This window comes from Streptomyces sp. NBC_01268, from assembly GCF_036240795.1.
Classification (GTDB): Bacteria; Actinomycetota; Actinomycetes; order Streptomycetales; family Streptomycetaceae; genus Streptomyces.
The window spans coordinates 6196392-6213018 of sequence record NZ_CP108454.1 but is presented as its reverse complement, the minus strand read 5'-3'; the positions used below and the strand labels follow the sequence as shown (position 1 = coordinate 6213018).

Here is a 16627-nt window from a genome sequence, read left to right as displayed (position 1 = left end):
TTTCCGGGCCGCGCGGCGGCCTGTCGCCGGACCGTCCCGGTCCGGCCCGCCGATCTAGTCGGCGGCGGTGGCGGGAACGGGGACCTCGGGGGTCGCTCCGATCCCGCGCAGCTCAGCGGGAGGCCGCTCACGGAGCTCCGTGATGGCGGCCTCGAAGTCTTCGAGGCTGTTGAAGGCCTTGTAAACGGAAGCGAAGCGCAGGTACGCGACGAGGTCGAGCTCCTGCAGCGGGCCGAGGATCGCCAGACCCACGTCGTGGGTGGTCAGCTCGGCGCTTCCGGTGGCGCGCACCGCCTCCTCGACCCGCTGGCCCAGCTTGGCGAGCGCGTCCTCGGTGACGGGGCGTCCCTGGCATGCCTTGCGCACGCCCGAGATGACCTTGGTGCGACTGAAGGGTTCGGTGACCCCCGAACGCTTGACCACCATGAGCGAGCACGTCTCCACCGTCGTGAAACGGCGGGAGCAGTCGGGGCACTGGCGGCGGCGTCGGATCGACGTCCCGTCGTCGGTGGTGCGACTGTCGACGACTCGGCTGTCGGGGTGCCTGCAGAAGGGGCAGTGCATGTGTTTCCGACCCTCCCTCACGGCACGACTGAAAAGCCCCACCGGGCCGGTCAAGGCCCTCGAAGCGACCACCAGCATAGGTGATGTGGAGACCCTCGGCAGACCGAGGACCACTAGTTCTAGGTGGCTGATGCGATCCAACCACTAGATCTTGGGTTGGCCCGCGATTTCGACCCGACGCGCGTGTCGTCGCCCCCAACCGGCCACGAGGGTACGGGAAGGGCGCGGCTGCACGGATTCCGGGGTCGCCGGTGCGACACTGGGAGGGCACCCCGCCGCTCGCGGCCCGGCGCCGAAGGTTACCGTAATGACCGAATTGAGACTTCGGCGACATGGACGCCGGAGACCCTCGGTCACACCCTGTGCGGCCGCACATACACCCCCGTACGCACGCGCGTAAGTCGATCTGCGATTTTTCACTCGAACGTGTGTTTGGCGCAACCTTTCGAAAGCCACTACCGTTGTGCCAGCCAGGGAGACCATTCGAGAGGGGCCGCCGACGTGACCACCACCGCAGACAGTGCCACCATCACTGCCCAGGACCGCTCCCAGGGCCGACTCGAGCCGGTGCATGCGATGAATGACGCAGCCATGAACGGGGAGGAGCCCGGCCGACCCGCGCGCTCGCTCCCCGGGCGACCTCCAGGCATCCGGGCCGACAGCTCCGGCCTCACCGACCGGCAGCGCCGGGTCATCGAGGTCATCCGCGACTCGGTCCAGCGCCGCGGGTACCCGCCGTCGATGCGTGAGATCGGGCAGGCCGTGGGCCTCTCCAGCACCTCCTCCGTGGCGCACCAGCTGATGGCCCTGGAGCGCAAGGGCTTCCTGCGCCGCGACCCGCACCGCCCCCGTGCGTACGAGGTGCGCGGCTCGGACCAGCCCAGCACGCAGCCGACGGACACCACCGGCAAGCCCGCCGCCTCCTACGTCCCCCTGGTCGGGCGTATCGCGGCGGGTGGCCCCATCCTGGCCGAGGAGTCCGTCGAGGACGTCTTCCCGCTCCCCCGACAGCTGGTCGGCGACGGCGAGCTCTTCGTCCTCAAGGTCGTCGGTGACTCCATGATCGAGGCCGCCATCTGCGACGGGGACTGGGTCACGGTCCGCCGCCAGCCGGTCGCCGAGAACGGCGACATCGTGGCCGCCATGCTCGACGGCGAGGCCACGGTCAAGCGCTTCAAGCGCGAGGACGGGCACGTCTGGCTGCTCCCGCACAACGCGGCGTACCAGCCGATCCCCGGCGACGAGGCCACCATCCTCGGCAAGGTCGTCGCCGTGCTGCGACGGGTGTGACACCACCTCGTCGGCCCTGAACCGGGCCCCGGGACCCACTGCGCCGGTCCCGGGGCCCTGCCGTGTCTCCAGGGCCCCGGGACGACGACGTGGCTACGCCTCCGCGGCACCCGCCGCCGCGTCGATGGCCGCCAGCGACTTCCGCACCTGGTTGCGGTCGGTGGTGTACCAGAAGTCCGGCAGTGAGGCCTTCAGATAGCTGCCGTACCGGGCCGTCGCCAGCCGCGGGTCGAGGATCGCGACGACGCCCCGGTCCCCCGTGGCCCTGACCAGGCGGCCGGCGCCCTGCGCCATGAGCAGCGCCGCGTGCGTCGCCGCGACCGCCATGAAGCCGTTGCCGCCGGCGTCCTCCACCGCCTTCTGCCGCGCGCTCATCAGCGGGTCGTCGGGGCGCGGGAAGGGGATCTTGTCCATCACGACGAGCTGGCAGCTCGGCCCCGGCACGTCGACGCCCTGCCACAGCGAGAGCGTGCCGAAGAGACAGGTCTTCGGGTCGGCCGCGAAGTTCTTGATCAGCTCGCCGAGGGTGTCCTCGCCCTGGAGCAGGATCGGCAGCTCGGGAATCCGGCTCCGCAGCTCCTCCGCCGCCTGCTGCGCGGCCCGCATCGAGGAGAAGAGGCCCAGGGTGCGCCCACCGGCCGCCTGCATCAGCTCGGTCAGCTCGTCCAGCATGTCGCCGCGCTCGCCGTCCCGAGCGGGCCGGTTCAGGTGCTTGGCGACGTAGAGGATGCCCTGCTTCGGGTAGTCGAAGGGCGAGCCGACGTCGATGCCCTTCCAGACCGGCAGGTCGTCGCCCGTGGTGCCCTCGGGGGCGAGCCCGAGCGAGGCGCCCACCCCGTTGAAGTCGCCGCCCAGCTTGAGGGTGGCGGAGGTGAGGACCACCGACCGGTCGGCGAACAGCTTCTCCCGCAGCAGCCCCGAGACGGTGAGCGGGGCGACGCGCAGCGAAGCGCCGAAGCGGTCGTGCCGCTCGTACCAGACGACGTCGTACTCCGAGCCCTGGGTGATCCGCTCGGCGACCCCGTGAACGGTCTCCACGGAGGCCATGGCCTGCTTGCGGACGGCGTCCTCGTCCTGCACCGCACGGTCGCGGGTGGTGCCGAGGGCCGTGATCACCGCGCGGGAGGCGTCGCGGAGCGCCATCAGCGCGTAGGCCAGGTCCTCCGGGATCTCCTCGAGACGGCCCGGCAGGGCCAGCTCCATCAGCCGCTCGAAGCCCTCGGCCGCGGTCTGCAGCTGGTCGGCGGTCTTCTCGTCCACCAGCTTCGCCGCCCGGCGCACCGCCCGGTTGACCTGACCGGGCGTGAGCTCGCCCGTGGCGACGCCGGTCACCCGGGAGACGAGCTCATGGGCCTCGTCGACGATCAGCACCTCGTGCTGCGGCAGCACCGGCGCACCCTCGATCGCGTCGATGGCGAGCAGGGCGTGGTTGGTGACGACGACCTCGGCCAGCTTGGCCCGCTCACGGGCCGCCTCGGCGAAGCACTCCGGGCCGTACGCGCACTTGCTCGCGCCCAGGCACTCGCGCGAGGAGACCGAGACCTGCGCCCAGGCCCGGTCGGAGACGCCCGGCGTCAGGTCGTCCCGGTCGCCGGTCTCCGTCTCGTCGGACCAGTCCCGCAGCCGCAGCAGGTCCTGGCCCAGCTTGCTGGTGGGGGCGGCCGCCTCGAAGGGGTCGAAGAGGCCGTCCTCCTCGTCCTGCGGAACGCCCTCGTGCAGGCGGTGCAGGCACAGGTAGTTCGACCGGCCCTTGAGCATGGCGAACTCCGGGCGGCGGCGCAGCTGCGGGTGCAGGGCGTCGACGGTCCGCGGGAGGTCGCGCTCGACGAGCTGGCGCTGGAGGGCCAGCGTCGCCGTCGCGACGACCACCCGCTCCCCCTGCGCCAGCGTGGGTACGAGGTAGCCGAGGGATTTGCCGGTGCCGGTGCCGGCCTGGACGAGGAGGTGGGAACCGTCGTCGATGGCCTCGGTCACGGCCTCGGCCATGGTGACCTGGCCGGGGCGCTCCACGCCGCCGACGGCGGCGACGGCGGCGTGGAGGAGGTCGGGGAGGGATGGCTTCGTCATAGCGCTTCCAGCCTACGGGTCGGCACCGACAGCCGGTCCCTCCCCGTGATCACGCGAGGGGGTTCGGGACGGTGCCGTGGACGGCCGCGTGGGGGCGCTCGGGCCGGTCGCGGTAGCCGTCCAGGTGGAGCCGGTTCCGGTTGAGACAGAGGCGCTCGATCCGGGGGACGAGGAGGTCGAACAGCTCGAAGCGTTCCTTCAGCTCCGGGAAGCGCGCCTGGTGACGGAGGATCTCGGCCCGTAGCAGGGTCCAGAACTCCTCCTCCGGCACGCCCAGTTGTTCCTCGTACAGGGGAGCCAGGTAGCGGAAGACGCCGACGAAGAGGCCCGAATGGATGAACTGGGTGAGGAAGTCGGGCTCCTCGGTGAGCAGGACGGCCCGGACGTCCTCCGGCATGGTGGCGTGCTCGGGCAGCGGGTGGGCGCTGATGTTCACGTCGTCGACGAAGTCCTTGATCGCCAGGCGTACGGGCACGTCCTGGGCGTCGAAGACGACGATGGCGTTCTCGCCGTGCGGGGAGAAGACGGTGCCGTACTGGTAGAGGAAGTGCAGCAGCGGCGGCATCATCGCGGCGAAGAGGCGCTGGAGCCAGGCGCGGGGGGCGAGCCCGGAGCGCCCGACGAGCTCGGCGACGAAGGCCCGGCCCTCGGGGTCGGTGTGCAGCAGCGCGGCGAGGGTCCGGGCGCGCTCGCCCGGCGGCAGCCGCAGGGGTTCGCGCCAGATCGCCCCGAGCAGCTCCTTGTATTGGTACGGCACCTCCGGCAGCCGGTCGTACAGCGGGTGCTCGACGGCGACGGAGGCGACCTCGCCGAGGAGGATCACCCCGCAGTCCTCGCGCAGGAAGGGGTCGGCGTCGCGCAGGCCGTGGACCCAGGAGGTGACGGCCGGGGCGGCGAGGGTGCGCTCGGTGGGCAGGCCGCGCCAGACCAGGGTGTTGAGGACGGAGAGCGGCAGTTTGACGGTGTGGCGGTCGGGGCGGCTGGTGTTGAGGAAGGTGCGGATCGACTGCTGCGGCAGGCGCAGGTCGGCGTCCTCGGTGAGTGGCACCAGGGCCCCGGAGGCGATGGCCGGGGCGTACAGCGGGAGCAGGACCTCGTCCCACTGCCAGGGGTGGACCGGCAGGAGGAGGTACCCGTCGGGGTCGAGGCCGCGGGACCGCAGCGTGGCGTGGAAGCCCTCGCGGACCTCGGGGTCGAGCTCGCGGGCGTAGAGCAGCTCGGGGGTGTCGAGACCGGCGACGCCTCGGTAGGCGGCGATCCGGCTGCTGACGGCGATCCACGGCAGGCGGGCCGGGCGACGGGCCTCGGGGGCCCAGCGGGCGGCGTCGGTGGCGGAGAAGCCGATGCGGCCCTTGTTGAGCACGAGCCACGGGTGGCCGGTCTGATGGCCTTCGAGTTCCGCGTAGCCGAGGTCGGCGAGGGCGGCGGCGGTGAGCGCGGTGTGGTCGAGCCGGGCGTCGGCGGCGAGGGTGGTGGTGAGCTCGCGGATGAGGTGCCCGAGGGTGGCGCCGTCGAGGCCGAGCAGGCGCCGGGCGCGGACGAGGAAGTCCAGCGGGTCGGTGGCGGGCCTGCCGTCGACGGTGATCGAGCCGGGCTCGACGCGCCAGCCGCCGTACGCGCCGCGGCGGGCGGTGAAGGCGAGCGTGCCGCCGTCGTCGAGGGTGAGGGTGTACGGGCTCGGCCGGCCGTCGTCCCCGCCGGGCCCGGCCGGTAGGGGTTCGATCACCTCCTCGTACGAGAACTCGGCGATGGCCTTGGCGAGCAGGCGGGCGGACGCCCGGCTCCAGGCGGCGGGGTTCAGCTCGGGCGGCCCGCAAAGGGCCGGCTGTGCGGGCTGTGCGGGCTGTGCGGAGTCGTGGGGTGCAGGGGACGTCGACACGAGGACTCCTCAAGGTGGGTACCGCTGTGGGTCGGGCGGTGGGTGCGAGTCAGTGGCTGTTCACAGGAGATGGCGCAGGGCGCGGTCGCGGACCATGAGCGCGGCCCTCTTGTCGGAGAGCTCGACCTCGGCGGACAGGCGGAAGCCGGCGCCGAGGAAGGCCGCCACGGAGGGGGTGTTGCGCAGGTCGGGTTCGGCGAGGACCCGGGTGCACCGGGGCCGGTGGTCGAGGACGAGGTCGGCGACGGCGCGCAGGAGGGTGGTGCCGACCCCGCGGCCCCGGTCGGCGACTCCTCCGACGAGCAGGTGGATCCCGGTGTCGTGCGGGCGCGCCGGGTAGTACCGGGCGAGCGGGTCGAGGTCGGCCCGGTAGATCTCGAAGTAGCTCATCGGCGTGGCGTCGAGGACGCCGAGGCAGGGGACGCTGCGCCCGTCGCCGTCGAGTTGGGCGCGGATGTGGTCGGCGGTCACGTCCGGGGGTCCGGCGAGCTCCCAGAACGCGGCGACGGCGGGGTCGTTCATCCAGCGGGCGAGGAGCGGCAGGTCGCGGTCGAGCCGGACGGGGACGAGCTGGAAGCGCCCCACGGGGGTGTCGGCCGGTCGCCAGTCGGCGAGGCCGTCGAGGAGGTCGCCGTCGGCGGTCCCGCGCGGCGGGTCGGCGGCGAGGAGCGCCACGAGCTCCTCGGGCAGCTGCAGGTCCAGGGTGTCGTCGACGCCCGGCTGGGTGCCGGTGGCGGGTGCGGGGCCTGCGGCCTCGGTGCCGGGGTGCGCTTCGGTGGGAGGCACGGGGCGCTCTCCTCTCGGCGGGACGGTGGTGGGGTGGGGTGCGGTGCGGTGGGTGCGGTCCGTGGGTCGGTGGGATGGGTACGGTCCGCCGGATCGGCGGGGCCGGCGGGATCCGTGGGTTCGGCCGCGCGGGGCGGGCGCGGGACGGGGGAGGCGGGTCAGGCGCGCAGCGGGTTGGTGATGGTGACGTACACGGACTGGGTGTCGACCGGGCCCACGAGTTCGTCGAGGCCGTGCAGGCGGGTGAGGAGGTTGGCCTTGCAGCGCAGGGTCGCGGCCTCCAGGAGCCGGTGCGGGAGCGGGGAGCCGAGGCTGGTCGCGGTGGTGAGGAACTGGCGCAGTGCGGCGAGCAGGACGCGCTCGTCGGCGAGTCGCTGCGCACCGAAGGCACCGATCAGACCGAGGACGTTGTTGATGCCGAGGTAGTAGGCGAAGCGCTCGTCGGTGACCTGGTCGGAGACGAAGGTGTCGCTGGCCTTGCCGATGCCGGGGAGTCGGCCTTCGAGCTCGTCGCGGTGGGACTCGCGGAAGTAGTAGCCCTGGTTGTCGCGGTAGCGGCCGCCGACGGGCCAGCCCTCGGGGTCGAGGAGGACCAGGGTGTTCTGCTGGTGGGCCTCCAGGGCGACGCCCGCCTGGCCGTCGAGCCAGAGCAGGGGGCGGACCACGAGGTCGAGGTAGCGCAGGAACCACTCGGCGGCCACGGCCGTGGTGGGGCGGCCGGTCCGGGCGGCGAGCCGGCCCACGACCTCGGCGAGGCGCGAGCTCATACGGGCGGAGCCGGGCCGCGGGTGCGGTGAGGTGAGGGCGGCGAGGCAGACGGCGTCGTCGCCGGCGCCGAACGGGTTGTGCCGGATCATGACGTCGAGCCCGGGGACGGCTTCGCCTTCGGGGGTGTCGACCGCGAGCCAGGCCGGGTCGCGGACGATGTCGAAGCCCGGGTGGGCGGCCTGCCACTGGTCGACCAGGCCGGTGCGCAGCAGCCGGTGCACCTCGACGCCGCGGTGGAGTTCCTTGCGCAGGTTCTCGCGGCGGGAGTTGGTGATCCGCACGCCGAGGGAGAGCTTCAGCATGGCGCGGGCGCCGGGGCGGTGCACCGTGCGGACGGAGGACGTCGGGTGCCAGTGGGCGCCGTGGGAGCCGAGGTCGTGGAGGAGGCCCGCGTCGAGGAGGGCGGCGACGGCGGGGCGGTGCCGGAGTTCGCGGGCCTGCCAGGGGTGGAGCGGCAGGGCGGCGGTGCCGGGCGGCAGGTCGAGGCCCTCGGCGAGGGCGGCGGTGAGCTGGGCGGCGGCGACGGGGCGACCCTGCTCGGTCCAGGCCGAGTCGGTGGCGAGGAGGCGGTCGTCGACGCCCATCCAGTGGAGGGGGAAGGAGCCGTGCGACTCGGGTGAGTAGAGCCGGGCCTCGGCCTCGGAGAGTCCTTCGCGGCTCTTGGGGGTGGGGTGGAGCGGGTGGCCGAGCAGGAGGGACTGCTCGGCGCTGAGGAACAGGTCGGCCTCGGGGTCCGGCAGCGGGTCGCGGCGCCGTTCGGCGATGAAGTCGGCGGTGCGGCGGGCGGAGTCGGCGACGCGGCCGACGAGTTCGGTGCCCTCGGGGCGGCCGGACTCGCGGCTGAGGAGCGCCGCGACGGTGACGGCGTCGACGGTCGGCGCGGTGGCCGGGGGGCCTTCGAGCACGGGCGCGCCGAAGCGGTGCCAGCCGGTGGGCGACCAGTAGTGGACGGGGACCAGGAGGGCGGTCCCGGAGGCGTCGAGCGGGACGCGGAGGGTGGCTCCGCCCGGGGCGGCTGCGCCGATGGGAGCCGGGAGGCCCTTCTCCCGCACCCAGCAGCGCAGCAGGTTCTCGACGGCGGCCTGGTCGGCGGCCCGCCGGGGGTCGGGGTCGTCCAGCGGGTCCGGGGCGGAGGCGGAGGGCACGGCCGATCCGGCGGAGCCGCCGGTCCCTGCGGTGGCGGCCGGTCCGTCGGGCCCGGTGGACCCGACAGGCACGGTGGACCCGGCGGACCACGCGTCCACGGCGGCCCCGGAGGTCACGGACGGCGGCGAGGAGCACCCGGAAGCCGCGGGCGGGGAGAAGGCCCCGGCCTGGGCCCCCACCGGTGCCCCGGTGTGGCCGCCCGCGGTCGGGCCCGGGTACTGGCGCGGGACGGTGGGCTCGGCGGTGAGCGGCGCGCGCGCGGCGCCTGCGGACTCGGAGGCGGGGGTGGGGGTGGGATTCACGGAGGCTTCCTTGGGGGCGGGGCCGGGGGAGGCGGCCGGGCGGGTCGGTCCGGGGCCGGTGGAAAGTCCCGGACTCAGCGGGGCGGCCCGGACGGGCGGGCCCGGTGGGCCCGTTCGGCGGCGACGAGGGCGTCGGCGAAGCGGTCGAGGACGGCGGCCGCCTGCTCGTCGGTGAGGGTGAGCGGGGGCAGCAGCCGGACGACCGCGTTGTGGCGGCCGCCGAGTTCGACGATGAGGCCCCGGTCGAGGCACTGGCGCTGCACCTCGGTGGCGAGCGCCGGGTCCGGCGGCGCGGCGAGGTCGTCGGGGCCCTCGGCCTCGGGGTCGACCAGTTCGACGCCGATCATCAGGCCGCGGCCCCGGACGTCGCCGATGCAGGGGTGGGCGGCGGCGAGGCCCTGGAGCTGTCCGAGCATGCGGGCGCCGAGGGTCCCGGCGCGTGCGGCGAGCCCGTTCTCGCGGACGTACGCGAGGGTGGCGGTGCCCGCGGCCATGGCGAGCTGGTTGCCGCGGAAGGTGCCGGCGTGGGCTCCGGGCTCCCAGGCGTCGAGTCCGGAGCGGTAGACGACGACGGCGAGCGGGAGGGAGCCGCCGATGGCCTTGGAGAGGACCATCACGTCGGGGACGACGCCGCTGTGCTCGACGGCCCAGAAGGTGCCGGTGCGGCCGACGCCCGTCTGCACCTCGTCGGCGATGAGCGGGATGGAGCGGGCGGCGGTGATCTCCCGCATGCGGCGCAGCCAGCTGTCGGGGGCGGGGATGACGCCGCCCTCGCCCTGGACGGGTTCGAGGATCATCCCGGCGGGTGCGGGGACGCCGCTCTTGGGGTCGTCGAGCGCGGTCTCCGCCCAGCGGGCGGCCAGTTCGGCGCCGCGCTCGCCGCCGACGCCGAAGGGGCACCGGTAGTCCTGCGGGTAGGGCAGCCGGGCGACGCGGACGTCGGTGGCGCCGCCGGACACGGCGAGGGCGCCGGCGGTCATGCCGTGGTAGGCGCCGCTGAAGGCGAGCACGCCGTCGCGGCCGGTGGCGGTGCGGACGAGTTTGAGGGCCGCCTCGACGGCGTCGGTGCCGGCCGGCCCGCAGAACTGGATCCGGGCGTCGTCGGCGAGGCCGGCCGGGAGCGTGGCGAAGAGCTCGGTGGTGAAGGCGTCCTTGACGGGCGTGGCCAGGTCCAGGACGTGCAGCGGGGCGCCCGAGTCGAGGACCTTGCGGATGGCTTCGAGGACGACGGGGTGGTTGTGGCCGAGCGCCAGGGTGCCCGCGCCGGAGAGGCAGTCCAGGTAGCGGCGCCCGTCGGCGCCCTCGATGGTGAGCCCCCGGGCGCGCACGGGGACGATCGGCAGGGAGCGCGCGTAGGTGCGGGCCGCGGACTCGCGCTGTGCCTGGCGGCGCAGGATGCCCTCGTGGGCGCCCGCGTCACCGGTCGCGCGCGTCTCGCCCCGGGGTGCGTCCCGGTGGTCGCCGCGGGCCCCGCCGCCGGTCGCGTCCCGGTGGGCGTCGCAGGTCCGCTCGGCCGGCGTCACGGCCGGAGCTGGTTCGGTCACGGCCACGGCTCGGAGTCCTCCCGCTGTAACAGTTGCGTTGCACATCGGTACGTTGCAGGGCCGCTCGAAGAGGCGTCCCGGACACCGCCGTTGTGTCCCCCGTACGTACCAACGACGGGGCGTGCCGGGGATCACGGGCGGAGGCCGAGATCCTTGGCGTGTCCCGGATCACGGACCGGCAAAGGCTGTTGGGGTCCGGAACCGCGGACCTGCGTCGTGCCGTCCCATCCGGCACCGGCATAGTGGGGGCTTCACATGGCGCGGCCCGCCCGCGCCGCCACTGTTCACTGATGCACAAGTTGACGTAGTCCCAGGGGGATCACGAGATGCGATCGATTCGTCCGATGCTGGCCGCAGCATCCGCCGTCGCGGCACTGACGCTGACGGCGACGGCCTGCGGTCCGACCGAGGACAACGCGGGGGGTGACAAGCCCAGCGCTTCCGCGAACCCGACCGCGGGCGGCAAGATCACGATTCCGGACGACCTGAAGCAGCGCCTGAAGGACCACGGGATCGACCTCGACAAGTGGCGGAACGGCGAGTGGAAGAACTGGGACCGGGACAAGTGGCTGCGTGAGGCCAAGGACTACGTCAACCCGATCATCGAGGACCTCTGGGACCCGGACCGGATGCGGGACGCCGAGCGCCCCGACAAGCCGGTCAAGGACGAGGACATCTCCGGTGACAAGGGCGTGACCGACCCGACGCCTGACCCGGTGAAGGCCACGTCCGTCAAGGCGCCGTACCACTCGACCGCGCCCGCCTCCGGCAAGGTGTTCTTCGACGGCCCCGAGGGATCGATGGTCTGCTCGGCCACGGTCGTGCAGGACCCGGCGCACCCGGGCAAGTCCAACATGGTGTGGACGGCCGGTCACTGCGTGCACGCGGGCAAGAAGGGCGGCTGGTACCGCAACATCGCCTTCGTCCCCTCGTACAACAACGCCGGGAAGCCGACGGCCGAGCTGGAGAAGGCGACCCGCGAGGAGATCGCGCCGTACGGCGTGTGGTGGAGCGACTGGGCGCAGACCTCCGACCAGTGGATCGACCAGGGCGGGCAGACCGGCGGCCAGGGCGCACCGTACGACTTCGCGGTGCTGCACGTGACGCCGGAGAAGGGATCGACCGGCAAGTCCCTGGAGGAGACCGTCGGTTCGGCGCTCCCGGTGGAGTTCAACGCCCCGGCCGTGCCGAAGATCGCGGACATGACCGCGACCGGCTTCCCGGCGGGTCCGCCGTATGACGGGCAGAAGATGTTCCAGTGCCAGGACAAGCCGGGCCGCCTCTCGGTGAAGAGCGAGCAGCCGACGATGTACCGGATCGGCTGCACCATGACCGGCGGTTCCTCCGGCGGCGGCTGGGTGGCCACGGGCCAGGACGGCAAGCCGGCGCTGGTGTCGAACACCTCGATCGGGCCGGTGACGGCGGGCTGGCTGGCCGGGCCGCGGCTCGGCGCCGAGGCCAAGACGATCTACCAGGGCGTCAGCAAGAAGTACGCGAACCGCTGACCCCGTGCACGGAGGAGGGCGGGACCCGTCCGGGGTCCCGCCCTTCCGTACGGGCATACTGTGCACCGCTAGTGACGCGTCCATGGCAATCCGGAGCGGGTTCCTCCGCCCCGGCGGCCGCCTGCGGGCCCTGAGGGCCACGGCCGGCGGCCGGACGAGACCGGACGCGCAGAACATCCCAGGGGGACATCACTTCATGCGTTCCATACGAATCCTGCCCGGCCTCACGGCCCTGGCGGCGGCGCTCGCGCTGACCGCCACGGCCTGTGGTCCGACCGAGACCCCGGCGGCCGACAAGCCCGCCGACAAGCCCGCCGCCTCCACTCCCGCCGAGGACGGTGCCGGCTCCGGCTCCGACCTCACCAAGGACATCGCCGGCAAGCTGAAGAAGCACGGCGTCGACCTCGACCAGTGGAAGAACGGCGACTGGAAGAACTGGGACCAGGACAAGTGGCTCCGTGAGGCGGAGGACTTCGTCAACCCGGTGATCGACGGGCTGTGGGACCCGGCCCGGATGCAGTCGGCCAAGAGCCCCGACCCGACGATCACGGCACAGGCCGGCAGCTCCGGCAGCGACCCGGTGCCGCGGCCGGTCCAGGCGCAGCGCGAGAAGACGCCGTACCACCGCTTCGCGGCCCCGGTCGGCAAGATCTTCTTCGACTCGCCCCAGGGTTCGATGGTCTGCTCCGGCACGATCGTCAAGGACCCGCGCCACCCGGGCAAGTCCAACCTCGTGTGGACCGCGGGCCACTGCGTGCACGCCGGCAAGCGGGGCGGCTGGTACCGCAACATCACCTTCGTCCCGGCCTTCAACGACCTGGGCAAGTCGCCGGCCGCGCTGCGCAACGCCAAGCCCTACGAGGTGTACCCCTACGGCCAGTACTGGGCCGACTGGGCCGTGACCTCCGGCGAGTGGCTCCAGAGCGGCGGCACCAACCAGGCCTGGCCGTACGACTACGCCGTGCTGCACGTCCAGCCGGAGCGGGGCCGCAAGTCCCTCGAGGAGACCGTGGGCGTGGCCCTGCCGGTCGACTTCTCCGCGCCGGCGCCCGCGCGGGCCGGCACGGTCGGCGCCTGGGGATACCCGGCGGCGCCGCCGTACAACGGCATGATCATGCACAAGTGCCTGGACCGCGCCACCCGTCTGACCACCGCGCCGGCGACGCCGACGATGTACCGGATCGGCTGCACCATGACCGGTGGCTCCTCCGGCGGCGGCTGGTTCCGCGTCCTGCCCAACGGCACGACGGCGCTGGTGTCGAACACCTCGATCGGCCCCGCCGGCCGCAACGGCTGGCTGGCCGGACCGCAGCTGGGCCGCGGCGCCAAGGCGGCCCACGAGATGGTCAGCAAGAAGTTCGCCCGCTGACCCGAGGGCGCTGAACACCCGAACAGGCCGAGCAGGCCGAGCAGGCCGACGGAGGAAGGCCTCCACAGGGCCCGGGCCGGCACAGGCCGACCCGGGCCGACCTGGTCCGACCTGGTCCGACCTAGGCCGACCCGGGCCGACCCGGGCCGACACAGACGAAGGCGCCGGCCGCCTCCCGTGAGGGAGGCGGCCGGCGCCTTCGTCTGTGTCCGTCGCCGCTGTCGCGTCGGCGTCAGTGCGCGGCCGGGACGTACGGCGCGAGGAGCGCCGCCAGTTCCTCGTGCACCCGCGCCTTGAGCAGGGTGCCTTCCGGGGTGTGCTCCTCGGAGAGGACCTCGCCCTCGGCGTGCACCCGGGAGACGAGACCGCCCTCGGTGTACGGCACCAGGACCTCGGTCTGGATCTGCGGGCGCGGAAGCTCGGACTCGAGGAGCGCGAGCAGCTGCTCCATGCCCTCGCCCGAGCGGGCGGAGACCGCGATGGAGTGCTTCTCCACGCGGAGCAGACGCTGGAGCACCAGCGGGTCCGCCGCGTCCGCCTTGTTGATGACGACGATCTCCGGCACGTTCACCGCGCCGACGTCGCGGAACACCTCGCGCACGGCCGCCAGCTGCTCCTCCGGGGCCGGGTGCGAACCGTCCACCACGTGCAGGATGAGGTCGGAGTCGCCGACCTCCTCCATGGTGGAGCGGAAGGCCTCGACCAGGTGGTGGGGCAGGTGCCGGACGAAGCCGACCGTGTCGGCCAGGGTGTAGACCCGGCCGGTGGGCGTCTCGGCCCGGCGCACGGTCGGGTCGAGGGTGGCGAACAGCGCGTTCTCCACCAGCACGCCCGCGCCCGTGAGGCGGTTGAGCAGCGAGGACTTGCCGGCGTTGGTGTACCCGGCGATGGCGACCGACGGGATCTTGTTCCGGCGGCGCTCCTGCCGCTTGATGTCGCGGCCGGTCTTCATCTCCGCGATCTCCCGGCGCATCTTCGCCATCTTCTCGCGGATCCGACGCCGGTCGGTCTCGATCTTGGTCTCACCGGGACCACGGGTGGCCATGCCGCCACCGCCGCCGCCACCCATCTGACGGGAGAGCGACTGACCCCAGCCGCGCAGGCGCGGCAGCATGTACTGCATCTGCGCGAGCGCGACCTGCGCCTTGCCCTCTCGGGACTTGGCGTGCTGGGCGAAGATGTCGAGGATGAGGGCGGTCCGGTCGACCACCTTCACCTTGACGACGTCCTCGAGGGCGATGAGCTGGCCGGGGCTGAGTTCGCCGTCGCAGACGACGGTGTCGGCGCCGGTCTCGAGGACGATGTCCCGCAGCTCCCGGGCCTTGCCCGAGCCGATGAAGGTGGCCGGGTCCGGCTTGTCGCGACGCTGGATGACGCCGTCGAGCACGAGGGCGCCCGCCGTCTCGGCGAGGGCCGCGAGCTCCGCGAGGGAGTTCTCCGCGTCCTGCACCGTCCCCGAGGTCCACACACCGACCAGCACGACGCGCTCCAGGCGCAGCTGGCGGTACTCGACCTCGGTGACGTCCTCGAGCTCGGTGGAGAGACCGGCGACACGGCGCAGGGCCGCGCGCTCGGAGCGGTCGAACTGGTCGCCGTCCCGCTCCCCGTCGATCTCGTGGCTCCAGGCGACGTCCTCTTCCATCAGGGCATCGGCCCGAAGGCTCTCGGTGCGGTTCGTCTCCGCGAAGCTCTGCTTGTCCTGGGAAGGGGATGAAGAGGAGGTCATTTGATCCTTACGTCGAAGAAGAGTCCGTTACGTCAGTCACAACGCGTGACGTCCCGGAAGAATTCCCGGGGTCCGGCCGCGCCGCCGACCTGAAGATGGTGACACGGCCGGACCGGGCCCGTCATCCCGGTTTCACCGCCTCGGCGCCCGGCTGCGCCAGTCGGGGTGTCCCGGCATGGGCGGGGTCTTCGCCGCGTACAGCCAGTCCGCGAAGAACCGCGCCAGGTCGCGGCCGGAGATCCGCTCGGCGAGTACGACGAAGTCCTTGGTCCCGGGCGTCCCGTCCCGGTTCTCGCTCACCCAGGCGCGCTCCAGGCGCTCGAACGCCTCGGTGCCGATCTCGTGCCGCAGCGCGTACAGCGCCAGGGCGCTCCCGTCGTAGACGACGGGGCGGAAGAGGCTGATCTTCTCCCCCGGCTCCGGCGGCTTGGGCGCGGCCGGCGGGCCGCCGTCCGCGCGCCACTGGTCGGAGGCGCCGTACGCGGCCTTCATGCGCCGCTCCAGGGTGGGCCCGCCCTTCTCCTGCGCGTACAGCGCCTCGTACCAGGTGGCGTGGCCCTCGTTGAGCCACAGGTCGGACCAGACGCGGGGCGAGACGCTGTCGCCGAACCACTGGTGGGAGAGCTCGTGGACCATGATCGAGTCCACGTACCACTCGGGGTAGCCGGGCTCGGTGAACAGGCCGCGCTCGAAGAGGGAGAGCGTCTGGGTCTCCAGCTCGAAGCCGGTGTCGGCGTCGGCGATGAGCACCCCGTACGTCTCGAAGGGGTACCGGCCGATCCGGCTCTCCAGCCACTCCAGGTGGCCGGGGGTGCGGCGCAGCCAGGGCTCCAGGAGCTCGCGGTCGGCGGTGCGGACGACGTCCCTCAGCTTGAGGTCGTGCGGGCCCTGCCGGTGGACGACGGTCGAGTCGCCGATGGAGACCTGGGCGAGCTCGGTGGCCATGGGGTGGGCCGTGCGGTACGTCCAGGTGGTGGTCGCCCCGTTGCGGACACGGCTCTCGCGGAGGCCGTTGGCGACGGCGGTGAGGGCGTTGGGGGCGGTGATCCGGAAGGTGAAGAACGCCTTGTCGGAGGGGTGGTCGTTGGAGGGGAAGACGCGGTGGGCGGCGTCGGCCTGGTTGGCCATGGCGAGGCCGTCCCCGGTGCGCACCCAGCCGCCGCTGTCGGCAGGCCCGGTGGGGTCGCTGGTGTGGGTGACCGCGATCTCGACGGCGTCGCCCCGGTCGACCGGGCGTGCGGGGGTGATGACCAGGTCCTCGCCGCTGCTCTCGTAGGCGGCGGGTTCGCCCTCGACGGTGACGGCGGAGACGGTGCCGTGGGTGAAGTCGAGGTTGATGCGTTCCAGGTCGGCGGTGGCGAGCGCCTGGATCCGGGTGACGCCCGCCAGCGGTTCGGTGTTGCGGCCGGGGTAGGTGAGGTCGATGTCGTAGGAGAGGACGTCGTAGCCGGGGTTGCCCAGCTGGGGGAAGAGCGGGTCCCCGATGCCCAGGGGTGCGGCCGGGGGCAGGGCCGCGGCGACGAGCCCGGCGGAGAGGGCGACGAGGACGGCGGAGCGCAGCACGCGCGCGCGGGCACGCACGCGTGGCGACGGATTGCGGGGCGTACGGGTGGGGAGCGGCATGGGCTACCGCTACCAGGGACGGGCGCGCTCCCCCGGGCGGCGCGCGCGCCGGCCACCC

The 16627-nt window shown here is 73.2% G+C and carries 11 protein-coding genes; 3 read left to right on the top strand and 8 right to left on the bottom strand.

What is annotated here, in order from left to right; genetic code table 11:
- Positions 1-54: 54 nt before the first annotated feature.
- Complete coding sequence (gene nrdR / locus OG309_RS28045) at positions 55-564, bottom strand: transcriptional regulator NrdR (protein ID WP_329424884.1); 510 nt, start codon at positions 562-564, stop codon at positions 55-57.
- 501 nt (positions 565-1065) lie between these two features.
- On the opposite strand from nrdR, the gene lexA reads away from it, so the two are divergent.
- Positions 1066-1854, top strand: coding sequence for a transcriptional repressor LexA (gene lexA, locus OG309_RS28040; protein WP_046911342.1), 789 nt, complete (start codon positions 1066-1068; stop codon positions 1852-1854).
- A 93-nt stretch (positions 1855-1947) separates the two neighbouring features.
- On the opposite strand, the gene OG309_RS28035 is transcribed toward lexA, so the two are convergent.
- The 5 genes from OG309_RS28035 to OG309_RS28015 form a co-directional block, all read right to left on the bottom strand.
- On the bottom strand, positions 1948-3921 hold the full coding sequence (locus tag OG309_RS28035; protein WP_329424880.1) for an ATP-dependent DNA helicase: 1974 nt from the start codon (positions 3919-3921) through the stop codon (positions 1948-1950).
- Positions 3922-3970: 49 nt separating this feature from the next.
- The gene (locus tag OG309_RS28030; RefSeq protein WP_329424878.1) at positions 3971-5800 is read right to left on the bottom strand and encodes an IucA/IucC family protein; all 1830 of its coding nucleotides are present in this window, start codon (positions 5798-5800) and stop codon (positions 3971-3973) included.
- A 60-nt stretch (positions 5801-5860) separates the two neighbouring features.
- Entirely contained in the window at positions 5861-6586 is a 726-nt protein-coding gene (locus OG309_RS28025) for a GNAT family N-acetyltransferase (RefSeq protein WP_443067597.1), read from the bottom strand.
- Positions 6587-6744: 158 nt separating this feature from the next.
- Entirely contained in the window at positions 6745-8802 is a 2058-nt protein-coding gene (locus OG309_RS28020) for an IucA/IucC family protein (protein WP_443067596.1), read from the bottom strand.
- Positions 8803-8876: 74 nt separating this feature from the next.
- Positions 8877-10352: a diaminobutyrate--2-oxoglutarate transaminase family protein gene (locus OG309_RS28015; RefSeq protein WP_329424876.1), complete on the bottom strand. Its 1476-nt coding sequence runs from the start codon at positions 10350-10352 to the stop codon at positions 8877-8879.
- A gap of 320 nt (positions 10353-10672) precedes the next feature.
- On the opposite strand from OG309_RS28015, the gene OG309_RS28010 reads away from it, so the two are divergent.
- On the top strand, positions 10673-11851 hold the full coding sequence (locus tag OG309_RS28010) for a trypsin-like serine peptidase (protein WP_329424874.1): 1179 nt from the start codon (positions 10673-10675) through the stop codon (positions 11849-11851).
- A 196-nt stretch (positions 11852-12047) separates the two neighbouring features.
- Entirely contained in the window at positions 12048-13220 is a 1173-nt protein-coding gene (locus tag OG309_RS28005; RefSeq protein ID WP_329424873.1) for a trypsin-like serine peptidase, read from the top strand.
- Between the two features lie 232 nt (positions 13221-13452).
- Here the strand turns inward: OG309_RS28005 and hflX are convergent, their stop codons facing one another.
- Positions 13453-14946, bottom strand: a complete 1494-nt coding sequence (gene hflX, locus OG309_RS28000; protein ID WP_329424871.1) for a GTPase HflX — start codon at positions 14944-14946, stop codon at positions 13453-13455.
- A 132-nt stretch (positions 14947-15078) separates the two neighbouring features.
- Positions 15079-16569: a M1 family metallopeptidase gene (locus OG309_RS27995; protein ID WP_329424869.1), complete on the bottom strand. Its 1491-nt coding sequence runs from the start codon at positions 16567-16569 to the stop codon at positions 15079-15081.
- Positions 16570-16627 lie beyond the last annotated feature (58 nt).